Origin of the sequence: Paenibacillus sp. FSL L8-0663, assembly GCF_038008125.1 — a bacterium.
Taxonomy (GTDB): domain Bacteria; phylum Bacillota; class Bacilli; order Paenibacillales; family Paenibacillaceae; genus Paenibacillus; species Paenibacillus polymyxa_D.
The window spans coordinates 1,386,828-1,409,468 of the sequence record NZ_JBBOYM010000001.1; the positions used below are offsets into that span (position 1 = coordinate 1,386,828).

The 22,641-nt window shown below is 45.9% G+C and carries 18 protein-coding genes and 1 riboswitch; of the genes, 9 read left to right on the forward strand and 9 right to left on the reverse strand.

Annotated features, from left to right (window positions below; all coding sequences use genetic code 11):
• Nucleotides 1-95: 95 nt before the first annotated feature.
• The gene (locus tag MKY75_RS06245) at nucleotides 96-887 is read right to left on the reverse strand and encodes a polysaccharide deacetylase family protein (RefSeq protein WP_165144877.1); all 792 of its coding nucleotides are present in this window, start codon (nucleotides 885-887) and stop codon (nucleotides 96-98) included.
• Nucleotides 888-1,351: 464 nt separating this feature from the next.
• On the opposite strand from MKY75_RS06245, the gene MKY75_RS06250 reads away from it, so the two are divergent.
• The 6 genes from MKY75_RS06250 (at nucleotide 1,352) to MKY75_RS06275 (ending at nucleotide 8,078) form a co-directional block, all read left to right on the forward strand.
• Entirely contained in the window at nucleotides 1,352-2,317 is a 966-nt protein-coding gene (locus MKY75_RS06250) for a carbohydrate ABC transporter permease (RefSeq protein ID WP_069011113.1), read from the forward strand.
• Entirely contained in the window at nucleotides 2,314-3,135 is an 822-nt protein-coding gene (locus MKY75_RS06255; protein ID WP_029516315.1) for a carbohydrate ABC transporter permease, read from the forward strand. Before MKY75_RS06250 ends, MKY75_RS06255 begins: the two co-directional genes overlap by 4 nt.
• A 125-nt stretch (nucleotides 3,136-3,260) precedes the next feature.
• Nucleotides 3,261-4,625, forward strand: a complete 1,365-nt coding sequence (locus MKY75_RS06260; RefSeq protein ID WP_165144879.1) for an ABC transporter substrate-binding protein — start codon at nucleotides 3,261-3,263, stop codon at nucleotides 4,623-4,625.
• Nucleotides 4,626-4,880: 255 nt separating this feature from the next.
• Nucleotides 4,881-5,465, forward strand: coding sequence for a TetR/AcrR family transcriptional regulator (locus MKY75_RS06265; protein ID WP_069011115.1), 585 nt, complete (start codon nucleotides 4,881-4,883; stop codon nucleotides 5,463-5,465).
• Nucleotides 5,466-5,488: 23 nt separating this feature from the next.
• Entirely contained in the window at nucleotides 5,489-6,853 is a 1,365-nt protein-coding gene (locus MKY75_RS06270) for an HlyD family secretion protein (protein ID WP_165144881.1), read from the forward strand.
• A 1-nt stretch (nucleotide 6,854) separates the two neighbouring features.
• A complete protein-coding gene (locus MKY75_RS06275) occupies nucleotides 6,855-8,078 on the forward strand; it encodes an ABC transporter permease (protein WP_029516319.1) in 1,224 nt (407 codons plus the stop codon).
• A 97-nt stretch (nucleotides 8,079-8,175) separates the two neighbouring features.
• Here the strand turns inward: MKY75_RS06275 and MKY75_RS06280 are convergent, their stop codons facing one another.
• Both MKY75_RS06280 and MKY75_RS06285 read right to left on the reverse strand, forming a co-directional pair.
• Complete coding sequence (locus MKY75_RS06280) at nucleotides 8,176-10,773, reverse strand: glycine betaine ABC transporter substrate-binding protein (RefSeq protein ID WP_165144883.1); 2,598 nt, start codon at nucleotides 10,771-10,773, stop codon at nucleotides 8,176-8,178.
• A complete protein-coding gene (locus MKY75_RS06285) occupies nucleotides 10,748-11,971 on the reverse strand; it encodes a quaternary amine ABC transporter ATP-binding protein (protein WP_029516322.1) in 1,224 nt (407 codons plus the stop codon). The genes MKY75_RS06280 and MKY75_RS06285 overlap by 26 nt, the downstream gene beginning before the upstream one ends.
• A gap of 515 nt (nucleotides 11,972-12,486) precedes the next feature.
• On the opposite strand from MKY75_RS06285, the gene MKY75_RS06290 reads away from it, so the two are divergent.
• Nucleotides 12,487-13,050, forward strand: coding sequence for a GbsR/MarR family transcriptional regulator (locus tag MKY75_RS06290; RefSeq protein WP_028543060.1), 564 nt, complete (start codon nucleotides 12,487-12,489; stop codon nucleotides 13,048-13,050).
• A 153-nt stretch (nucleotides 13,051-13,203) separates the two neighbouring features.
• Nucleotides 13,204-14,685: a carboxylesterase/lipase family protein gene (locus MKY75_RS06295; protein ID WP_340884699.1), complete on the forward strand. Its 1,482-nt coding sequence runs from the start codon at nucleotides 13,204-13,206 to the stop codon at nucleotides 14,683-14,685.
• Nucleotides 14,686-14,773: 88 nt separating this feature from the next.
• Here MKY75_RS06295 and MKY75_RS06300 read toward each other — a convergent pair whose 3' ends face one another.
• The 6 genes from MKY75_RS06300 to MKY75_RS06325 all read right to left on the reverse strand — a co-directional run bounded on the left by MKY75_RS06300 (nucleotide 14,774) and on the right by MKY75_RS06325 (nucleotide 21,811).
• The gene (locus MKY75_RS06300; protein WP_165144886.1) at nucleotides 14,774-16,804 is read right to left on the reverse strand and encodes a methyl-accepting chemotaxis protein; all 2,031 of its coding nucleotides are present in this window, start codon (nucleotides 16,802-16,804) and stop codon (nucleotides 14,774-14,776) included.
• Nucleotides 16,805-17,044: 240 nt separating this feature from the next.
• Nucleotides 17,045-17,992, reverse strand: a complete 948-nt coding sequence (locus MKY75_RS06305) for a DMT family transporter (RefSeq protein WP_165144889.1) — start codon at nucleotides 17,990-17,992, stop codon at nucleotides 17,045-17,047.
• 178 nt (nucleotides 17,993-18,170) lie between these two features.
• A riboswitch (FMN riboswitch) is annotated at nucleotides 18,171-18,315 on the reverse strand.
• 122 nt (nucleotides 18,316-18,437) lie between these two features.
• The gene (locus tag MKY75_RS06310) at nucleotides 18,438-19,133 is read right to left on the reverse strand and encodes a hypothetical protein (RefSeq protein WP_029516327.1); all 696 of its coding nucleotides are present in this window, start codon (nucleotides 19,131-19,133) and stop codon (nucleotides 18,438-18,440) included.
• Entirely contained in the window at nucleotides 19,126-20,049 is a 924-nt protein-coding gene (locus tag MKY75_RS06315) for an ABC transporter ATP-binding protein (RefSeq protein ID WP_029516328.1), read from the reverse strand. The genes MKY75_RS06310 and MKY75_RS06315 overlap by 8 nt, the downstream gene beginning before the upstream one ends.
• Before the next feature lie 108 nt (nucleotides 20,050-20,157).
• The gene (locus MKY75_RS06320; RefSeq protein ID WP_049816929.1) at nucleotides 20,158-21,102 is read right to left on the reverse strand and encodes a sensor histidine kinase; all 945 of its coding nucleotides are present in this window, start codon (nucleotides 21,100-21,102) and stop codon (nucleotides 20,158-20,160) included.
• Between the two features lies 1 nt (nucleotide 21,103).
• The gene (locus tag MKY75_RS06325) at nucleotides 21,104-21,811 is read right to left on the reverse strand and encodes a response regulator transcription factor (RefSeq protein ID WP_029516330.1); all 708 of its coding nucleotides are present in this window, start codon (nucleotides 21,809-21,811) and stop codon (nucleotides 21,104-21,106) included.
• Nucleotides 21,812-22,114: 303 nt separating this feature from the next.
• Between MKY75_RS06325 and MKY75_RS06330 the strand changes: the two genes are divergently transcribed.
• Complete coding sequence (locus MKY75_RS06330; protein ID WP_029516337.1) at nucleotides 22,115-22,618, forward strand: DUF6933 domain-containing protein; 504 nt, start codon at nucleotides 22,115-22,117, stop codon at nucleotides 22,616-22,618.
• The last annotated feature ends 23 nt before the right edge of the window (nucleotides 22,619-22,641 follow it).

The window sequence follows — 22,641 nt, forward strand, 5'->3', positions numbered from 1 at the left end:
TGAGATCCTTTTCAAAACCAAATGCCAAGAGTCTCATACTGCAACGCTATATAAAACTCCGTCAACAAATAATTGACGGAGTTTAATTCTTCCTTTCACTTATTCACTTCAATCAGCCCATCCGGTTTTTCCCGATTAGAGAGTAATTCAGATACCGTAACGAAGGTATAACCTCTCTTCTTGAGCTCAGGTAGAATAATTTTCAAGGCTTCAACGGTTTGCGTACTTTGATGTACATAATCGTGCATGAGGACAATGTCGCCGTTACGGACGTTGCGAAGGACCTTATTAGCGATACGATGTACACCGGGTTTTCGCCAATCTAAGGTGTCCTGATGCCAGGACCATAAAATAATTTTCAGCCCTTTCTCCTTGGAGAGCTTGACCAGCGAATCGGTATAGGAGCCGCCGGGCGGCCTAAAAAGATGGGTCCCCGCACCAGTTGCCTGTATGATGCTCGCCTGAGCTTGATCCAATTCGGACAGAGCTTTGTTGCGAGAAATATACTGAAAGGATGAGTGAAGGAAGGTATGGTTGCCAACTTCATGCCCTTCTTCTCGTTCCCGCTTGACAAGTTGAGGCAGCTTTTCTACACGACTGCCGACGACAAAAAAGGTCGCTTTAGCATCGTATTCTTTAAGCAAATCCAAAATGGCAGGCGTATTGCGTCCATCCGGTCCGTCGTCGAATGTGAGGGCAATCAACTTGCGATGGGTAGGAACTTCCCATACAATGTCGCCGCGTTCTTCATAATAGGCTCTTCCCTTTGTAGGAGTAGGGGAGGTGTAAGATGCGGCTTGTGCAGTATTTGTATAGGTTGTGGGGCACAAGCTGGCACAAAACAAGGAAACAGCGATACTTGCAGATAGTAATCGGTTATATTTCATCAGGCTTCTTCTCCGTTCTTACGTATTCTCACATTAGCCTGCCAAGAAAGAGCGCATACCATTCCCCGTTTCTAAGATTCATCATTTCAAATCACTCAAGATTAGATCTATTTGTCGGATTCTAGAGGGAACATCACGCTGATTAATCAGGGTGTGAACGAGGTGTTCACCCACCTGCCGAGTGGAGATTGTATAGAGATAACTAAAACCTCCAACTTCGTAATGGGCCAATGGCAGGCTCCTTACGGAATTGGAGGTTTTTTTGTCTTTTTAACTAGACAGATTGTATTTGGATCGAACGCTAGCTCAACAGGGTTATAACCGTCCTTGTGCTCATACCTATAGAGAGTTGCTTTTACAATAAGAAAAAACATTAACATTTTACTCCAGCCCACTTGACGTTCCCTTTACATCGAAACGATACACTTACTGAGGTTGGTTTGAAAAGAAAGGGGCGCTCCGTTTTGGGTGAGCTTAACAAATCTATGGGACTGGGGACGAGGAGTCAGCAACAGACTTCGTCTAAAGCCCGCATACGCACGGGTTCGCTAAAAATTCAAAGACTGCGCGAAAACGCGCTGGCGTATACCTTTTTGGCTCCATCGCTTATTTTGTTTGCTGTATTTATGTTTTATCCGATGATCAAGTCCGTTTATCTCAGCTTGCATTCTACAGATCCCGCAGGAAACGTTGCAGCATATGTAGGATTAGATAATTTCACTACACTTTTCAGCTCGGGACTGTTTCTGCAAGGGATTAAGGTGACACTCCTGTTTGCACTGTTAACCGTACCAGTAGGTATTTTATTGGCGCTGGTACTGGCTGCACTTACACACAGTAAATTGCGGGGAATGCGTATCTTCCAGTTTGCCTTTTCGCTGCCGATGGTGTTGTCGGTCGGTTCATCTGCGGTCATTTGGAAATTTCTTTTTCATCCAACACTGGGGATGTTCAACTATGTGCTTTCCCTGCTACATATCCATCCGGTTCCGTGGCTGACCAGCCCCGATTGGGCGCTGTTTTCAGTAGCCATAATGACCATCTGGATGAATCTAGGCTTCAATTACATTATCTTATCGAGCGGACTTCAAGGGATTCCAGATGATATGTATGAAAGTGCCAAAATGGACGGAGCTGGCCCGCTCGTCACGTTCTGGCGTATCTCCATGCCACTGTTATCACCGACGATCTTTTTTGTAACCGTAGTTTCTATCATTGGAGCCTTCCAGTCTTTTGCTCAAATTAACATTTTGACCAAAGGCGGTCCGGTGAACAGTACGAATGTATTTGTGTATTCCATCTATCAGGAAGCTTTCGTTAATTTCCGGTTCGGAACGGGGAGCGCGCAGGCCATTGTCTTGTTTGCTGTCATTCTGCTGCTCACGATGATTCAGTTCAAATGGGTGGAAAGAAAGGTGCATTACCAATGAAACGACACCTGAATTCTACATTGCTGTATGTGCTGCTTACGATTGCAGCTGCTCTCATTTTGTATCCGGTTATATATACGTTTTTTATGGCAGTCATGTCTCCCGAGGAAGCGAGCGCTTACCCACCAAGCTTTTTCCCGCATTCTTTTCATATGGCCAATTTTACTGAAGTGTTTGAAATCGTTCCGATTGCAGCCTTTATTGGAAATACATTTCTCATTTCGGGTCTTACAATGATTGGGCAACTGATTACAGCGAGCTTGGCGGCCTATGCCTTTGCCAAAATGGAATTCAAGGGAAAAAACTTCATTTTCAGCATGTTTGTTGCGACAATGATGATCCCTTGGGAAGTGACCATTATTCCAAACTACCTGACGGTACGGAGCTGGAATTGGCTTGATACATATCAAGGGTTGACGGTTCCTTTTCTGGCGACGGCATTCGGGACATTCCTGTTAAGGCAATTTTTTCTCCAGCTTCCCAAGGAACTGTTCGAGGCGGCTCGTATGGATGGGTGCGGACATATCCGTTACTTTCTGTTCCATGTGCTTCCGTTATCGCGCCCTGCGCTCGGAACACTGGCTGTGTATTCGTTCCTGAATATGTACAATTCGTACCTCTGGCCTTTACTGATCACCAATAGCGAGAATATGCGCACGGTACAGATCGGCATATCCATGCTCGAATTTCAGGAATCGACTTCATGGAATCTGGTATTTGCGGGTACGGCTCTTGTCATTTTACCGTCTCTGCTCCTGCTGATCTTTGGACTAAAACAGTTGGTTCGTGGAATGGCGGCGGGTGCACTTAAAGGCTGACCACATATTTAAAATGATAAGCAACACCTGCGCAAGCAGCCCATATACAGAGCATCAACACACAAGAATATCGCAAGAGAATGCCAATTCAAGAATCATTTAATCAAAGGGAGAGAAGAGAGATTATGAGATTTTTTCGTCTGAAAAGTGCATTGACCCTGCTTATTCTGACTGCCATGGTGGTTGCAGCAGGTTGTAGCAATAATACTGCTGCAGAGAAGCCGAGTAATGGTAGTGATGGAGCAGCAGCGGCTTCCCCAGTGAAGCTGACTTGGTGGCATTCGATGTCCGGTAACGGTGAAAAAGCAATCAAGCAGATCGCTGCTGATTTTAACGCCAGTCATAAGGACATTCAGGTAGAGCCAGTATATCAAGGCAAATATGATGATAGCTTGAACAAGCTGAAAGCGTCGCTTGGTTCCGACAGCGGACCGGACATCATTCAGGTATATGAAATCGGTAGTAAATTCATGATCGACTCCAAAATGATCACACCCGTACAACAATTTATTGATGCAGACAAGTTCGATCTGTCACAGCTAGAGCCGAATATTACACGATACTATACGATTGATGGTAAACTGAACGCCATGCCGTTCAATACGTCAAACCCGATTTTATATTACAACAAGGATGCATTCAAAGCCGCAGGACTTGAGCCAGCTAATCCTCCGAAAACGTATGATGAGTTCGAAAAGGCTGCTAAAGCCTTGAGCAAGGATGGTAAATCCGGTGCTTCCATTGCCATCTACGGCTGGTTTATGGAACAACTGTTTGCCAATCAGAACGCAGATTATGTGAATAATGGCAATGGTCGTGATCAAGCGGCAACGGAATCCATGCTGAATTCGGATGCAGGTGTAAAAACCCTAACGTGGTGGAAGAAAATGATCGATGAAAAGGTTGTATCCAATCTGGGACGTAACTCGGACGATACGGCAAAGGCTTTTTCCGCAGGGCAAATTGCAATGACGCTGGATTCCACCGCTTCGCTGCGTAATATTGTGGAGCAGGTTGGCGATAAATTTGAAGTAGGCACAGGATTCCTGCCAAGAGCCAATGAAGCTAAAGAAGGCGGCGTGGTTGTAGGCGGCGCAAGCTTGTACATCATGAACAACAAGCCCGAAGCCCAGCAGAAGGCAGCATGGGAGTTCATTAAATTCGTCGCTTCCCCAGCTGTACAGGCACAATGGAGTGTGAATACCGGGTACTTCCCGATCACGAAAGCGGCCTATGACGAAAAGGTACTTAAAGACAATATGGTAAAATATCCGCAATTCCAGACGGCGGTTGACCAATTGCATGCATCGGCACAATCCACCGCTACACAGGGCGCAGTGATGGGCGTATTCCCAGAAGCGCGTCAAATCGTCGAAGGTGCAATCGAGGCTGTGCTGAGTGGCCAGCAACAACCAAAACAGGCATTGGATCAAGCTACACAAGAAATTACAGGCAAAATTGCGCAATATAATCAAACCGTGAAAAAATAGTCGGCCTTCCCTTAAAATCGGTTGATAATCCGTAGAATGGCCCCCTTATCATCCGATTTTATGACATAGCGGATCGAATGAGTGACCCCCTCACTTATTCGATCCGTTTTTGCATTTTCACTTTTAGAATAAGCGTTTAGACGAATTGTCTAAAATGAAATATTTTTATTTTTCCTATTGCTGGATAACTAAAAATGGGCTTATAATAAATACATAATTTTTGTACTGGACGGTCAGTTCAAAAAAGGAGGAAGCATGAAACAGCAGACAAAGGAAATTATTTTTAACGGCGCACTCAAAGCTTTTTCTGAACGAGGATTTAATGAAACAAATATGGAGGAAATTGCCAAAGTTTGTGGCATAGCCAAAGGAACCCTGTATTACAATTTTAAAAACAAGCAAGAATTGTACATTTACATTTTGAAGATGGGGATGGAGCGTTTTGTCCGGGATATCCATGAAGCAATGGCTCATACTCCTAAAGATCAGGTGGAGCTTAGGATTCGCAAGCTAATCCAAGTACATATTGAGTTTATTGTGAGAGAACCGGACTTTTGCCGTCTATTGGTCAGTAAGGGCTGGGTTTCGCAAGAGCAGCATTTTAATATTAGGCAGGTGCTGGCTGACTATTTTGATTTTATGGAGGCAGAGATCGATTCCGGCAAGTTTCATGGGAAAATTTCAAGTAAGCTGGATGCCAAAACAACAGCCAATTGCTTATTTGGGATTTACATTTTTGCACCGATGAGGTCAATGGTTTGGGGCGAAACGATGAATCTGCAAGAGGTTCGTGAAAGTATTGAAGTTTTTGTGTGTAATGCATTGGGCATGCAACATTAATATACAGATGGAGTGATGAAAACATGAAAGCTAAAAAATATACGATTTATGTCGTACTTATTATTTTAATCGCGGTTGGGATATATGCCTTAACTGCTCTTCCACGGGGTGGAAGCAGCTTGTCTGCGGATCAGTCTTCTTCCATTCCTACGGCTTATGTGGAGTCGGATACCCTCAATGCCAGCTTTAAAATGGCAGGACGGATTGACCAGATGCTCGTCAAAGAAGGCGATCAGGTGAAAAAAGGGCAGGTGTTAGCCCATCTGGAAAGTCGCGAGTTGGAAGATAAGGTGAAGCAGGCACAGGCGGCATTGCTGGCAGCCAAGAGTAATGTATCCAAAGCAAAAGCTGGAGTGTTGCAGGCTCAAGCAGGCGTAGGCCAGGCACAGGCTACTGTGAGTGCTGCTCAGGCCAAGAAAAGCCAAGGCACGACATCGGTCAGTGTGACCGCAGAGGCTTCCTCCAGCCAGATTGAACAGGCCAAAGCGGCTGCGAACGCTGCCAAGGCAAAACTGGATGCCCTCAAGAGCGGGGCAAGACCACAGGAGCTTGAGCAATTGCAAGTATCTGTGAAGGTAGCCAAGGAAACGCTGGACCTGACCGTTAAAAATCTGGAGCGTGCCAAAAAGCTTCAAGAAGCCGGTGCAGCAACCCAGGCATCTTTGGATCAAGCGACATTGGAACATCAACAGGCAGTGGCCAAGTATAATGCAGAGTCGCAAAAATTGGATATGGCACGGGAGGGAAGCCGCAAGGAGGAAATTACGGCGGCTGAAGCTCAATACCGCCAAGCCTTGGCTGCGGTGAAGGAAGCACAGGCAGGAGCGGGCAAAGTTGCTCTGCAACAGGAAGATGTCAAAGCCGCTCAGGCTTCGGTAGAACAAGCGCAATCTGCGGTGAAGGCGGCGCAATCCACAGTTGAGCAGGCTCAATCTGCGGTTGCAGGTGCCAATGCACAGGTAGCCCAAGCGGAAGCCGCGCTTCAGGAGGCTCAGACCTATTTGAGCTACACTACGCTGCGTGCGTCTGAGGATGGAATCGTAAAATCCAAGTCGCTTAGCTTAGGTGAAATGGCTAGTGCAGGGTTCCCGGTTTATACCATTGAAACTTCGACACAACGTTGGGCTAAATTCTATGTACCTGAAACGTCTCTGAACGGTCTTCAAGCAGGGGATACAGTCCAAATTAAATTGCTGTCTGGCGGTAAGGAGCTGAAGGGTAAAGTCATTCTGTTAGAATCGGCTGCTGACTTTGCCATTCAAAAACCGAGCCAAAGCTCCGGTGACAAGGATGTCCGTTCCTTCGGTGTTAAAGTAGCATTGCCAGACCTTGCTGCATCGGTTCCAACAGGCTCCACGGTTCTGTTTACAGGCAAAGGGGCGCAGTAATATGCAGGATTCACAGGAAAGACTTCGTATCCGCGATGTGTTTCGCGAGGAATGGCTGAGCATCTTCCGGGACCGCCGCTTTATGGCTATTCTGCTGATTACGCCGATTGTGTATACGATACTATTCGGCTTCCTATATTCACATCAGCGGATTACCGAGATGCCTGTCACCGTGTACGACGGAGATAATTCGCAACTCAGTCGCCAGATCATTCAGGCGTTTGATTCGACCGATTCATTTGCCGTTACACGGCAAGCAAACAATCAGGATGATGTAGTCCGTCAAGTAGAGACTGGAGAAGCTAAGGTCGGAATCGTCATTCCCGACAACTTTACTACTCGGCTTAAGCATGGGGAGAATCCACCCGTGCTCACGCTGATTGACGGCAGTAATATGATGTATTCCAATAGTGCCAGTCGGATTGCGAATCAGGTTATTAGTAGCGTGAGTGCCGGAGTATCAGTCAATTCCATGAAACAAAAGGGAATGAACGCCGATCAGGCCGCATCGACGCTGACTACCATCCCGTTCCGATCCAGAGTGCTATTTAACCCGGTATATGATTATAAGCTTTTCATGCCCCTAGGGGTTATCTCTGCGGCTCTCCAGCAGTGTTTGCTGCTTGGTATCGCGTTGTCCTGCACGCGTGATAAGGAAGCAGGGACTTGGGGGAGATTTGGCGCATGGAGAAATACCCCTTGGCGTTTGGCTATTGCCAAACTGGCACCGTATTATGCAGCGGGAGCTTTCAATGTGCTGACTGTATTCAGTATCAGCGCTTTATGCTTCGATATTCCGTTTAGGGGACAGGTATTGCCGTTGATTTTAGTGTCGCTGGTTTTTAACTTTGCCTTGTGCGGATTAGGCTTCCTGTTCAGTCTCTTTTCCAAAACCAGAGTAGATGCGACCCAAACTCTGATGCTGATTGCTGTTCCTTCCTTTATGCTGTCAGGCTATACGTGGCCATTAGAGGCAATGCCCGGCTTCTTGCGGGGGCTTGCTGAGATATTGCCACTGACGTATTACCTGGATGCTGTACGGAACATCACGCTCAAAGGACTGGATATCACATACATCTTCAAAGATATGATTGCTCTAGGCGTCATTGGTTGTGTAAGTCTGCTGGTGTCTTTCGCGATCTATCCGTTATTCTTTAGACAGCACCAGACGACAGAGCAGCATGCCGATGTGTCCGCTCAAGAAGGATTCACGCTAAAAGGCTGAGAGCAACTCTAAATATTGGATATCACAAAAAGGCAGATCAGGAGTAAACCCTGATCTGCCTTTTGCTTGTTCGTATGGTTTAAAAGCAGAAAAAATATTATTGCGGCGGCTGAAGATCCTCGATAGAATCAATCGGCACATAGGATGGAACGACAAGTCCGGACATAACGCCAGTCATGCTGGTTCCGATGTCATCCACCTTATCCTTGTATTGAGCCCAATAATCAGCATGCGTCAATGGAAGCCAAGCGGCTGCGGTAGCATCTACACTTCCGCTGGCCACGCCAGTCCACATCGGGCCGATTTCCACTTGCAGAGCTGTTACTTTATAGCCCAATTTTTGTTCCAATACATATTTCAATACGTTCGTACTGGCAATTTCAGAATCCCAAGCAGCGTAGCTTAGCTTCAAAGGATCGCCGTTGACGGGCTGCAGACCCTTGATCCATTCCTGAACCTTGTCAGGATGTTTATCAGCCCAATTCTTGGCAGCCTGCTGTGGGGCAGTACCGTCCTGAATCGCGATCATCACTTCACCCATATCTTCAGCAGTCCACTTAAATCGGCTTAGAAATTCATAAGCCACAGGAGCATCCTGCTTCAAGCCTTTGCGGGCGATTGTATGAATTTCTTCCTTATCACCGTACGCCTTTTTAGGATCTTTCAAGTATTTCAAATCATATTTATTAAACATCCAGTGAGGAGTCCAACCTGTTACGACGATAGGCTGCTTGGCTTTGATAGCTTTATCCAGTGTAGCAGTCATAGCAGCTCCAGAGCTTTCAAGCAGCTTCCAGTCGGATAAGCCATAGTCATTCATAGCTTTAGCGGTCAGCTTCATTAGTCCGGCGCCAGGGTCGGTACCGACAATGCGGTAGCCGACCTCTTTGCCAAAGTCCCCAGTTGTGGCGGAAGCCGGAGCCGCTTCGGCTCCGTTATCCTGCAAATCAGTAATCGATTTAACATCCATGTAAGCTGGAACGACCAATCCGGTTTTAACACCGCTCATATTAGCCCCAAGATCGTCGAGCTTATCCTTGTATTTAGCCCAGTAATCCGCATGTGTTAACGGCAGCCATGCAGCCGGTGAAGCATCTACATCACCACTAGCGACACCCGTCCACATAGGACCTGCTTCAACTTGAAGTGCGGTTACTTTGTAACCCAGTTTGTTCTCCAAAATATAACTTAGCAAATTGGTGCTGGCAATTTCAGAATCCCAAGCCACATAACTTAGCTTGAAGGTGTCACCATTGACAGGTTGCAGTCCTTGAGTCCATTCCTGAACCTTGTCGGCATGTTTCTCCGCCCAATCCTTGGCAGCTTGCTCAGGACTGGTTCCGGCTTGAATGGCGACCATCATTTCACCCATATCTTCTGGTGTCCATTTGAAACGTTTTAGAAACTCATAAGCGATAGGAGCATCCTGCTGCAAGCCTTTACGGGCAATCGTATGAATCCCCTCGGCTTCACCATAAGACTTCTTAGGGTCTTCCAAATATTTGAGATCATACTTGTTGAACATCCAGTGTGGAGTCCAACCTGTAATAATGATCGGTTTTTTCGCTTTAATGGCTTTGTCCAGTGTGGCCGTCATAGCTGCACCGGAACCTTCAACCAGCTTCCAATCAGACAAATTGTAGTCTTGAATTGCTTTGGCAGTCGATTTCATAATGCCTGCCCCGGCATCAATACCGATAATTTTGTAACCGACTTCTTCGCCAACCGGGTTGGCAGCAGCGTTACCTTTGCCAGATGCGGAATGATCTGTACCCACAAAATATTGGGATGCACCAGCGATCAAAATGACAGCTGTAACTGCAGAAGTAATCCATACTTTTTGCTTGCTGGATACGCGGCTTTTGCCTTTTTGCGTAGGTTTAAACAGGTTTTGCGTAAAACGGTCAAGCACAATAGCCAGAACGACAACAGCTAAGCCGGCTTCAAAACCTTTACCGATTTGCAGCTGTGTCACAGCACGGTACACAACAGCACCGATGCCTTCCGCACCGATCATGGAAGCAATGACAACCATAGACAGTGACAGCATAATCGTCTGGTTAATACCAGCCATTAAGGTAGGCAATGCAAGTGGAAGCTGAACTTTGAACAGCTTTTGCGCAGATGTTGAACCAAAAGCGTCTGATGCTTCGATCAGCTCACCCGATACTTGCATAATCCCCAAGTTGGTCATGCGAATGGTTGGGGGGATAGCAAAGATAACAGATGCGATAACACCCGGCACAACACCCAGGCTGAAAAAGGTAACCGCTGGGAGCAAGTACACGAACGCAGGCATCGTCTGCATAAAATCAAGTAAAGGCGTGATAATGCGTGATGCCGATTTACTGTATGCACACCAGATCCCGATGGGAATCCCGATAACAATGGATACGAGCGCAGACGTGATGACCAGTCCGAGCGTATTCATTGTTTCACTCCAATAACCAAGATTATCAATCAGCAGGAAGCCGATGACAGTAAATAGCGTAAGCTGAACCCGCCCGATCATAAAGGCGATAATCCCGATGATTACGATGAACACCAGAGGGTGCGGAAGCATGAACAGGCCTGAGAAAAAGCCAACTACAGCTTCTATAATGGAAGAAATAACATTAAACAATCCAGCCAGATGAATACCCATCCAGTCTACAATGGATTGAATCCACTCAGCGATTGGCAGTTTCGGTATCATGGGCATTCACCTCCTTCGTAGTGGTAACATCTCCACCAAGTGCGCCGAGCAATGCTCCACGGACGATAACGCCCAGCAGCTTTTGCTTGTCATCGACCACAGCCAGCGGCACCTTGGACGAGCTTGTAATTTCAAATAAATCATTAATGACTGTCTCGGCAGCAACCTGCGGTCCGTCCGTGATCAAAATATCTTCAATTTTCAAATTATTGCGCAGTGCATGAACAGCATCCTCGGCGTTAATAACACCCAGTAGCTTTTTGGTGCGGTCAATGACGAACAAATTGGAAATCCCACGCTCCCGCATCAATTCCAGAGCCACACGCGGACCACGATCCATGGTGATGGTTTCTGGACGAAGCATGACATGAGCAGCCGTCAATACCTTGGACAGATCCACATCCTCGACGAAGCGGGCTACATAAGAGTTAGCCGGTTGGATCATAATTTCTTCCGGTGTACCGATTTGTACGACCGCACCGTCTCGCATCAATGCAATCCGGTCACCAATCCGCAGCGCTTCATCCAGATCATGGGTGATAAACACAATGGTTTTCTTCATTTTATCTTGAAGCTCCAACAGCTCATCCTGCATGTCACGGCGAATGAGAGGGTCCAATGCACTGAATGCTTCATCCATCAGGAGCACTTCAGGGTCATTAGCCAGCGCCCGTGCCAGACCGACACGCTGTTGCATACCGCCACTTAATTCATCGGGCATTTTATCGCCCCAGTTTTTAAGACCAACCAGTTCCAGCGCTTGTTGCGCCTTTTCCTGACGCTGTGCTTTTTCTACCTTTTGAATTTCAAGACCATATTCTACATTTTCTAGTACAGTCCGATGTGGGAACAGGGCGAATTTTTGAAAAACCATGCTGATGGTTTTACGACGAACTTCGCGAAGTTGTTCTTTGTTCATCTTACGGAGATCTTTGCCGTGGACCAGAATTTCACCAGAGGTAGGCTCAATCAAGCGATTTAGCATTCGCACTAAAGTAGACTTGCCACTGCCCGATAGCCCCATAATTACGAAAATTTCACCTTGCTTAATTTCCATGTTGGCCTTATTGACACCAACAGTAATCTGTTTTTCTTTGGCCAACTTTTCCTTGCCCCAGCCTTGCTCCAGGAGCGGAACACCTTGCTCTGCGTGAGGACCAAAGAGTTTGCTGACATTTTTGACTTCCAAAATCGTCATACATACACCTCTTCTTTCTATACTTTGCTTGGTATTAACCCCATGTTGCATTAAGGATTGAGTATAAAAATCATAATTCTGAACATCCTGAACGGTTAATGACAAAATTAATTGTAACAGAAGCATTGCTTACATTTCAAACAAAAAAACTGTTCATAAAGTACGTACAGAAAAAACTGTACAAAGTTTCCTTCGATATGCTCCTTCGTTCTATAGAATGCTCAAACATTCGGAACTTTACAACCGATAGTGCTTTTTTTAAAATAGACAATGAAATATAACCATAAGAAAAAGATTTATGTATATCCATAATTTAAAAAGTTTACTATCATTAGCAATTTTGCGAATTATGATTTTGAACGACCCATGCTGTTGTAATATAGACAGAAGCTTTGCTTTTGAAACATTTCATTTATTGTTGAAAGATTTCATATATTGCGTCAAAGCTAATCTTTTACGGGTAAATCGTTCATACTAGGTTGTGCAAAATGCTCTAAAATTAGGAGGTTGCAAGCATGAGCTTGTACCAGTTAGGTGATGAGCAGCAGGCTTCGCTGCAAAAAATTCGCAAACGTGTCATAGAAGCTATAGGTAAAAACATGGACCTGTATGGGATTACTTTGTCTGCGGGGCATTTATACGGTTTGCTTTTTTTTGCGGATAAACCAATGACGCTGGACGAGATGGGCCGTGAAATGGAAATGAGCAAAACGAGCATGAGTACAGGAGTTCGCACATTATTGGATCTGAAAATGGTAAATAAGGTATGGAGCAAAGGCTCACGCAAGGATTTGTATGAAGTTGAATATGACTGGCATCAAACATTTACTGACTTCTTCGCTATTAAATGGAGAAAAGCGGTAGAAACAAATTTACTGGTACTGCGCAAAGCCATTGATGAGCTGGACAGATTGATGAATCAGGGTGAAGAGTACGAGGAATTTAAGGCGATTCTTCAGCAAGATCGTATGAAAATGAAGCAGGCCGTCGCTTATTACAAGTGGCTAGATCGACTAATTGACTCTATGGAAAGCGAAGAAATTTACAAGCTGATTCCAAAAGAAGAAGTTCGGGATTAATCGCTATTTCCCTATCTTGTTTATAAAAATGCCGGAGCGCAAAAGTGCTTCCGGTATTTTTTGGTTTGGCCGTGTGCAAAGGGTATAATAGAGATATGTAAAGATTGATATTATACCGTTGTGTTGAACATACGAAATAAAGGGGGCTTCATAATGGAAAGTATTACGGTACATACTCGTTTAGGTCAATTACGTGGGGAAACGGGAAATGGATATCATGTGTGGAAAGGTATCCCATATGCACAGCCTCCTGTTGGAAAACTACGTTTTCACGCGCCCCAGCCTTTGGATTCTTGGGAGGGTGTGCGGGCTGCGACGAGTTTTGGGCCAATCTGTCCGCAACCTATGCCATCCGCTGAAAGTATGACTGGAAATCTGGTGGAGCCGCCTGAGCAGTCAGAGGATTGCTTATACCTGAACGTTTGGACACCTGCTTCGAAGACTCCTGAGAAGGGACGTCCAGTGATGGTGTGGATTCATGGCGGTGCCTTTGTCACGGGGTCCGGGATTATACCTTTATATGACGGGGAACGCATGGCGAAGAATGGCGATGTTGTGGTTGTTACGATCAATTATCGATTGGGGCCGTTAGGATTTTTGCATCTGACTCCAAAGGGAGATGGCCTGACCTCTAATGCGGGACTACTGGATCAGATCGCTGCGCTGGAATGGGTTAGGGATCACATCTCTGCCTTTGGCGGCAATCCGGACGAAGTGACGGTGTTCGGTGAATCAGCAGGCGCGATGAGTATTGCCGCTTTATTGGCGATGCCAGCAGCTAAAGGACTGTTCCAGCGTGCAATTTTGCAGAGCGGTGCGTCGCAGGTATTGCCAACTTCACAGGCCGAGCAAGTGACGGCTGTGTATCTACAGCAGCTGGGTGTGGACACTCAGCATCCAGAGAGGTTGTTTAGCCTGCCGACAGATGCGCTGATGCTAGCGATGGCGAAGACGCATGAAGTCATCGGACCAGGGATGGCGATGATCTATCAACCCGTTGTGGACGGTGTGACCTTGCCAGATGTACCCCTGTCTGCAATCGCGCAAGGTTCAGCAAAGCAGGTTTCCGTTTTGATTGGAACGAACTTGCATGAGGGGGGCTATTTCATCCGAAAAGAATCCCATCTAATGAACAAGTCGACAGCGAGACAGGCATTGGAAATGATGACGGGCATGTCAGACATCGGCGACCTGATAGAACCTTTTCCGGTTACGATTGAGGGACAGGCGCAAATGTTGACCGATCTATTTTTTTGGCGTCCTGCGTTGGCTCTTGCTGTTGCACAGTCGGCGCATGCGCCTGTATGGATGTATCGTTTTGATTGGACATTGCCGGGGCATCCTACCTTTGGACAAGCGGTTCACGGTGCAGAGATTGCGTTTGTTTTCGATAATCTGGAGCTGCTAGATAAGCTTGGATTAGAGATTCAACCTTCGATGCAGAAGCTGGCTCAAGATATGCAGCAGGCATGGGTTGCTTTTGCACGTGATGGGAAGCCAGTGCTGTCCGAGGGGGCTTGGCCGATGTACGACAGAGAAGAGCGGACTACAGCTATTTTCCATCAGAATATTAAGGTGGAGCACGACCCTGAAGGAGATAGACGCCGTCATTTAACCGGTCAGATGACCCTATAAGTAACAAGAGAGAGCATATCAAGAACTCAAATGTAAAAAGCCTTCGCCCGTAATTTGTATACGGACGAAGGCTTTTGTTAGTAGTAAGTTAAATCTTAAATCGCTTAACCAGCTGTTGCAAATCCTGCGCCATGTTGGACAACTCCTGTGACGAAGAGGCAATTTCCTCCATAGCTGCCATTTGTTCCTGAGCAGCAGCAGATGTTGTCTGCGAGCTGTCCGCCGAATTGCGAGACAGGCTTGCCAAATGGGTAACAGTGGCGGAGACTTCCTCTGTACTGGCTGAGATTTGTTCAGCAGCAGCGGACACACTTTGAATTTGTTCCACGATATGAGAAGTAGAGCGCTCAATATTCGTAAATGCACCTTCTGCATCTTGGCTAATACGCATACCTTCACCTACCTGGTTACGAACATTACCGTTCATGGTAGCGGTAGAGCGTTGAATCAAATCGAGCATCTGAGTAATAATCTGACTGATGGAATCCGCGCTTTCCTTGGATTGCTCAGACAGCTTGCGTACCTCTATAGCGACTACGGCAAATCCACGCCCGGCTTCGCCAGCTCTGGAAGCTTCAATAGACGCGTTCAGAGACAACAAATTGGTTTGCTTGGCAATGGCGGCAATAGCCGTATTCATCTGCTTCGCATCGTCCGAGAGCTGGGATAGCTCATCCATTAAGCTAGCCGTTTGGCTGACAGCCTCCAGAATACGGTCCATTTGGGTCCGTACACTACTGATCATTTGGCTGCCTTGAGCCACATCATGCTCGGTTTGTCCTGCTGAATCCACGATGGAGCTTGCCGATTCGGCAATGGTGCTGACACCCTTCGCCATTTCTTCAACGGCATTAGCGGTCTGCTCGGATGCCTCGGCGCTGGTGGCTGCATTTTCCGCGGATTCCATAACCGTTTCCGCTACATGTTGTACGGACTCCGTCGTTTGCTCTGTGCTTTCCTTGATTATCAGGGAAGAGGAAGCAAGTCGGGAGGAGGTTTGGTTGACCTCTGAGACCATCGTATGCAAGGAATGCGTCATCTGGTCAAAATTCTGTGCCAGTTCGCCGAACTCATCCTTGCTGGATAGATTAACACGTTCGGTCAGATTTCCGTCACGGACGATGCGTGTTCCTGCTTGCAGCTTGCGCAGCGGAATTAAGAATGAGCGGACCATAAGCACAATGATGATCGCCGCGGCAAGTATGGAAATAACAATCACAATCAGGCTTTGTTTCAGAATTGGTTGGGCTGCATCACTATAATCCTCCAGATCCGACAGTGCGACAATGCTCCAACCGGTGAGAGGGTCCTTAAGTGTAAAGGCCAGCATATCTCGATTCATAAATTGAATTTGCGACATGGAAGGAGTATCATTTTCGACGGTTGTCGCCACTTCGGGAAGTCCTTCTATGGCGTCAGCCGCTTTTTTGCCTGTCTTGTTGAAAGCTGTTCCAGTCCCAGATACAACTTTATGTTCAGAATCAACAATAATGAGTCCTCCGCGCTCACCAATCTTAACAGACTGCAGACTTTCACTCATTTTGTCCAGGTTCAAAGCCAGGGCAACAGCTCCTTCACCGTCCTCCAGCGTTCCCGATATATTAACGACTAAATTCCCTGTCGTGACGCTGGCAACTGGAACACCGACGAATACTTTACCCTTTTCCAGCATCGCGTTTTTGTACCATTTTCTCTCCCTGGGATCATAATCGGACTCCTGTTTTTTCGGCGAACGTATGTATTGCCCCTTCTCATTGCCGAGAAGCGCTGCATCTAGCTCGGGGTGAGCCTTGACGATAACATCTAACTTTTTCTGAAGGGTCTCTTGGTTGGTACCAATGGAATCAGAATTGATTTCAGTGGTAAGCACGTCCAGGTCTTTCATAATAGGCGCTACATACTGATTGACATTGCTCCGGATCAGATACAGATTCGTGTATACGGAACCGCCCATTTGCTGACTGAGTTGTGTCGTAGCCCCCTGATAAGAAAAGTACCCGATAAGTACGCTCGGAATCAATAACACAGCTAAAAAAGATATTATTAATCTTGTCCTCATTAAATAAAACTGCTTGAGAAACCTGTTCCACCACGGAACTGTTTGTTTTGTTTTAGTCATAGTTCTTGCTCCTCTGTGTCTGATGATCACTACATTGTTTTATTCGACATAAACCGACGAATTTTATAGATGTAATCATTGGGAAACGAGAAATAGTAGCATATTTTAGACACTTTTTTTGAAAAACAGGTCTAAAGAACTATGATTAATATTAATGCGAACACATAAAAAGCCAAATCGGAGATGCAAAAGCATCTTCAAAATTTGGCTTGGGTGAGTCATGAAGGGGACATTGAACTGTTAATTTTTTTGCTGACGTGAAATCATAAAGAGCGTAATCCAGATGAGCATAAAACCAGTCAATTGCGCTACAGTAACGATTTGCTGAAATGCGATCCAATTAATCACGACCCCCACCATGGGAAAGCTCAATTCTGCCATCGTAGCATAAGACGCTTTGGTCGTACTTAAGCCTTTGTAATACAGCAATAAGCTAAGAAGACCCGGAAGCAATGCCTGCAATAGCAAGTTGATAATCACAGCTGCGCCTGCCCATGTACCGGCAGGCATATTCCATGGCGCATGCTCTACAGAGGTGAGGACAATCAGCAGAGGGAGCGCCACCATGAAGCGGAGGGAGGTTACCGTTTCATATTTCATTGAACGAAGCAAGTAGCTTCCCATGACTGTCGAACCGCCCCACAGAACCGCTGCACCCAGTGCAAGTAGACTACCGACCTGGGCAAAATCACGAACATGCCCGAAGGGGAGCGACCAACCGAAGGTCAGAAGATACGTCCCGAACAGAGCGACGACAATTAATAATCCAAAATGACGCGGCAGCATTTCCTTCAATATAACGCGGGCCAGAATAATAGCGACCAATGGTTGAAGCTTCTGGAGTAAGAGTACAGCATTCAGATCACCGTTGCTGAGCGCCATGGTAAAAATCACGCTGGCCAGAGCCGAGCCGCCCCACGAGACGAACAAAATAGCGAAAACTTGACGAAGCCGTACCGCTTTGAGTTCCTCACGATGTTTCCACAGCATCGGTGTCAGAGCAAGGAAAAGCAGCATATGCTCCATTAGTACAATTTGTGTTGAAGTAAATGATTTTAGCAAAATAATACGAAACAGCGGATCAGCGCCCCACAAGGCTGCTCCTATTGCGACCAGCCAAAAACCGCTTTTCATGTGGGAGCTATGATCAAAACCTTTGGATGTTAGTACAGTAGAAGATTGACTCATACTCAATTAGCTCCTTGCGAATACAGGACCGGTGGCACAAAAACCCCCGTCTATGGCGAAAGGCCATGCAAGACGGGGGTTGATCAAATAAACTTGCCGCTTTATGCAAGTTAAATGAAGTTACTGCTACTGCAAAACCCATAACGCAGCATTCATCCACTTCGCGGCATGTTGATATTTCGATCTTCTTCCATCCGGACTTTACCGTCGGCTTTGGCATCTCACCAAATCAGTCCGTATCCTGTTGCCAGATACAGAGTCGCGGGCTTAGCTCCATGAGCCATACCGCCGGTTGGGAATCTCACCCTACCCCGAAGATCCTTATTCCGTTTTTTAATTTCTCCTATAGGATATACCTGTTTTAGAATGAAGTCCAGTGAAAAATGTGTGTATATCTAACAATGATTTTCATCTATTTTTCGAAAGCGTTTTACTAAGTTACATACTATGAAGTAATATCCTTATACTCAATGCGTCGAATCGCTGCATAAGCCACCAGCATTCCCAGTATAGAGAAGCCTATTTGCACGGGGGCTATGGAGCTAAGTGTAGCGCCGTTATTATTGGAGAAAAGCAATGCTACAATCAGGATTGAGGTCACAATGGTGGTGGGTACAGAGTATCTTCGCATCCCCATATACAGCGGAACCAGTCCCATAAAGCTGGCAGCAACGGCATTGATCAGCGTCCGTGCTGATTGTTGACCCAGTATCGAAAGAGTAAGGTTATCGGGTACAATCAAGACAAGCTGGTTGAGCAGATGAATAGCAGCCGTAATGATTATTTCCGAAATAATAATAGATAAGAAGGTAAACAGCAGCACAACCAAGAGCTTGGCGATCATCAGCTTCTGACGGTGAATCGGATACATGAACAGGATCGTAATCGATTTGGACTTAAATTCCCCTACGATAAAGCGGCACAGAAGAACAGAGGCAAACACAATAAATGTGGCTCTGACCAGCATGTCCATGAGATCGAGAAGCTGAGTGTACTGTGTAAATTCGGGTATTCCTGTACTTTGGCTGTCCAGCGCGATGATACAGAGCAACCCAAGAATGCATGCATTGGCGATCAGTGCTGAACGGATATAACCCGCCAGATGAAATTTTTTCAGCTCCAATTGCATCAATTTAAGCATGGAGATCACCTCCGTTTAACAGCCGCAAAAAGTAGTCTTCTAGCGTACTGCTTTTCTGATGAATGGAATCCACTTCTATATCATTTAAAATGAGCGTCTTCGTAATTTGTTTCTGCGGTACATTTGAGTCGTAAATACGTATATTCTGTTCATTGAGCACCCTTATATTATTCAGATTCAGATGATGGGAGAGGACGTAGGCCGCCTTTTTACAATCGTTGGTCGTAAATTCGATGTATTCCGTATTGGTTTCTCGCACCTGTTCCATCGACACTTCCTCAATCAGCCTTCCGTGATTAATCACGCCTACCGTATCCGCAATCTGCTCTATTTCCGCTAAAATATGACTGGACACGAGCAGAGTCATCCCATATTCCTTGCATAGCATGTGGAATAGTTGGCGGATTTCCTTGATTCCCACGGGGTCCAAACCATTAATCGGTTCATCCAAAATGAGTAGCTCTGGCTTAGTCGCAATAGCGCGGGCAATCCCGAGACGCTGTTTCATTCCCAGTGAAAAGTCTTTTACCGACTTGTCACCCGCATTCTGCAAGTTTACTAATTCCAGGGCATCTCGGACAGCCTGCTTATTATAGTAGCCCATGTATTCACAATGAAGTTCCAGATTTTGCTGCGCCGTCAGCCTGTCATAAAAAATCGGGTATTCAATAATCGAACCCATCCGTCCGAGCAGATGATACGATTTTGGCGTTAGTTTTTCACCGAATAATTCAATTTCACCCGATGTCGGCTTGAGTAAATTCGTAATCATTTTCATTATCGTTGTCTTGCCTGCCCCGTTGGGGCCGAGAAAGCCATAGGTTTCTCCCTTGCGCACATTCATGCTGACTCCTGCTACAATTTCGTTGCCCTTCAGGGCTTTGGTCAACTGATGTGTACGTATTACGTAAGTCATGGGTGTTCTCCCTTCGTATACTGCTGATAATTCAAGGATAAAGGGCGAAATGTTCATTTTTCTTTCGTGATTCTTACAAATTTATTAAGTTGAGTATGTTGAGTTCGATTAATAGTTGATTTTCTTCAATGTAAAAGAGAAGACTGTCCGCTCATAAGGTCTACTGGTCAATTGAATTTCTCCGTTCATCGTTTCAACCAGACGTTTGGCAATCGTAAGGCCCAGTCCGCTGCCTTGTACCGCCTTATTGCGGGAGTCCTCCAGTGTGTACATACGTTCAAAAACTTTATCTTGCTCAGATTCCTGTATGCCTTTGCCACGATCCCATACCTCTATACGCACTGTATCCTGCTGTTCTGACAGCGTCAGGCCTAGCGTCCGTCCATCTGCCCCGTAGCGAATGGCGTTCGAGATCAGATTATTCAGCACCCGCCCAATCGCTCCTTCGTTCCCCAAGGCATGAATGGGGTACTCCGGGATCTCAATATGCACAGTAAACCCCTGTGCAGTCAGCAGGTCATAAAACTCTAAAATGCTGCGTCTGCACAGTTCTCCCACTTCCAGTCGTGTCAACGGAATATCCGTATCATTAGCTTCCAGTTTCGCCAAATTAAAAAAGCTTCCGATCAACTCAATCGCTTCGCTTGTCTTTTGGTGAATTTTGGATAGCAGCTTTATACGTTCTTCCGGCAAAATAGTCGGATCGCCATCCAGCATCTCGGCATATCCAAGCACAACCGTAAGCGGGGTCTTGAGATCGTGTGAAATGTTCGAAATCATTTTGCGCATAGCAATTTGGCTACGGTTGTAATCTGCAGACACTCTGAGATTCAAGTCCAGCAGTCGATTAATTTCCGTCATGAGTCGTTGCAGTTCAACGTCACCTGTGACATATAGCAGCTTTTCCGCATGATTCACCGTCACTATTCGCTCTAGTAGGGCTCGGATATCCCTTATTTTGCGCTTATTGGCCATACGCTCCCGCCAAAGCCATACTATAACGACTGACATGATGAGACCGACAATCCATTCAGAAATGTTTTCGATGTTCATATCAGCCATTCTCCCATTTGTAGCCAATGCCCCATAGCGTTTTAATGTGGACAGGATGAGAGGGATCTTCTTCAATTTTCTCACGCAGGCGGCGAATATGGACGTTAATCACGTTCTCGTCGCCCATATAATCGTCCTTCCAAATAAATCCGTATAATTGTGCTTTTGTAAATACCCGGTTTGGATTGGCTACAAACAGCTTCAAAATATCGGATTCTTTGGCTGTTAGCTGAATTTCGTTTTCATTGCGTATGACTGTAAAATGATCAAAATCAATGCACAGACTGCCGTAGGTCAAAACTTGTGCTTGCGGCTGTTCCTCCTGCTGTTGCTGACGGGCATATGTAGTAGATCTTCGGATCGCGGACTGAATACGAGCGGTCATTTCCAGCATTGAAAAAGGTTTGGCAATATAATCGTCTGCCCCAAAGCCCAGTCCAAGCGCTTTATCCACGTCGCTGTCCTTGGCTGACATAATCAGAATCGGGACGGCGCTATGGGTACGAATTCGTCGAATCACCTCCATACCGTCCACCTTCGGCATCATCAAATCCACCAGTACCAGATCATAGGTATGACGTTCAAAGGCAAGAAGCCCCTCTTCCCCGTCATAGGCAGTGGTTAGGCTGTATCCTTCCTTAGTGAGTGCTTTAAGTAGCATTTCGGCAATGGATAGATCGTCTTCAATAAGTAAAATATGCTGTGGCATAGGTGTGGAACACCCCTAATTTTTAGATTAAGCTCGTGTGACGAACTGTACCTGAATTATATAGAGCAGTGGAGGGGATTTCCATAAAAAATATCCAAAGAAAAAATGGAAACTCCCTGGATCGTCCCAGGGAGTTACGTAATCAGCTGTGTCTGGCAATATATCTTTCCTCTATTATACTGAAAGAGTTTATAATCCGGTGTTTGGAATACGATGTTATGATATACGTGACATGCTTTATACAAGAAATCAGGTATGTCGAATCACGCTGCGGTACAGGAGCGTCAATAAAGGAGAGCAACGATGTTTGTCATACGAGGAACACAAAAACTGCTGAAGGAATGGGAGACTGAACCACTTCAAGTTGATATTTATCCGCCTTTAAATAGTTGGCATGCCAGCTTATTTTTACTGAATCGAAGAAAAAATATAGTGTTTATGCATGATATATCCCGCTTAAGCATCACGCTGTTTGGGATTAAAAAATCGCAGTACAAAAACTTGCCGACTCTTTTTATACAAGCCTTGAAGGAATTAATGATCAGCGAAGGGTTTGATGAGCAGATCGTGAAGGCATACACACAGGAAGGCGAGCAGATGCTGGCAACTACGACGAATAGACATAGTGTGTTGGTAACCTTAGATGAGATTATATTTATTATGAAGGAACTGGATATGGAGCATGGGTGCGAACTGGAAAAAAACCAGTGGAATAACCGGATTGTTTTCAAAACTGTTGAATACAAGTACCCTGTTGATGTTTTTAAAGAAGTGCTGGAAAAGCATTATAAACTAGAGCGTATTTGAGAAATTTATGATTTTACGAAATG

Excerpts from the sequence above, each read along its gene's own strand:
- MKY75_RS06290 (WP_028543060.1), top strand. The coding sequence starts at position 12,487 with ATGAGCTTGTACCAGTTAGGTGATGAGCAGCAGGCTTCGCTGCAAAAA.
- MKY75_RS06285 (WP_029516322.1), bottom strand. The coding sequence starts at position 11,971 with ATGACGATTTTGGAAGTCAAAAATGTCAGCAAACTCTTTGGTCCTCAC.
- MKY75_RS06315 (WP_029516328.1), bottom strand. The coding sequence starts at position 20,049 with ATGACTTACGTAATACGTACACATCAGTTGACCAAAGCCCTGAAGGGC.
- MKY75_RS06260 (WP_165144879.1), top strand. The coding sequence starts at position 3,261 with ATGAGATTTTTTCGTCTGAAAAGTGCATTGACCCTGCTTATTCTGACT.
- MKY75_RS06305 (WP_165144889.1), bottom strand. The coding sequence starts at position 17,992 with ATGAGTCAATCTTCTACTGTACTAACATCCAAAGGTTTTGATCATAGC.
- MKY75_RS06320 (WP_049816929.1), bottom strand. The coding sequence starts at position 21,102 with ATGAACATCGAAAACATTTCTGAATGGATTGTCGGTCTCATCATGTCA.
- MKY75_RS06310 (WP_029516327.1), bottom strand. The coding sequence starts at position 19,133 with ATGCTTAAATTGATGCAATTGGAGCTGAAAAAATTTCATCTGGCGGGT.
- MKY75_RS06280 (WP_165144883.1), bottom strand. The coding sequence starts at position 10,773 with ATGATACCGAAACTGCCAATCGCTGAGTGGATTCAATCCATTGTAGAC.
- MKY75_RS06295 (WP_340884699.1), top strand. The coding sequence starts at position 13,204 with ATGGAAAGTATTACGGTACATACTCGTTTAGGTCAATTACGTGGGGAA.
- MKY75_RS06265 (WP_069011115.1), top strand. The coding sequence starts at position 4,881 with ATGAAACAGCAGACAAAGGAAATTATTTTTAACGGCGCACTCAAAGCT.
- MKY75_RS06270 (WP_165144881.1), top strand. The coding sequence starts at position 5,489 with ATGAAAGCTAAAAAATATACGATTTATGTCGTACTTATTATTTTAATC.
- MKY75_RS06325 (WP_029516330.1), bottom strand. The coding sequence starts at position 21,811 with ATGCCACAGCATATTTTACTTATTGAAGACGATCTATCCATTGCCGAA.
- MKY75_RS06330 (WP_029516337.1), top strand. The coding sequence starts at position 22,115 with ATGTTTGTCATACGAGGAACACAAAAACTGCTGAAGGAATGGGAGACT.
- MKY75_RS06300 (WP_165144886.1), bottom strand. The coding sequence starts at position 16,804 with ATGACTAAAACAAAACAAACAGTTCCGTGGTGGAACAGGTTTCTCAAG.
- MKY75_RS06255 (WP_029516315.1), top strand. The coding sequence starts at position 2,314 with ATGAAACGACACCTGAATTCTACATTGCTGTATGTGCTGCTTACGATT.
- MKY75_RS06245 (WP_165144877.1), bottom strand. The coding sequence starts at position 887 with ATGAAATATAACCGATTACTATCTGCAAGTATCGCTGTTTCCTTGTTT.
- MKY75_RS06275 (WP_029516319.1), top strand. The coding sequence starts at position 6,855 with ATGCAGGATTCACAGGAAAGACTTCGTATCCGCGATGTGTTTCGCGAG.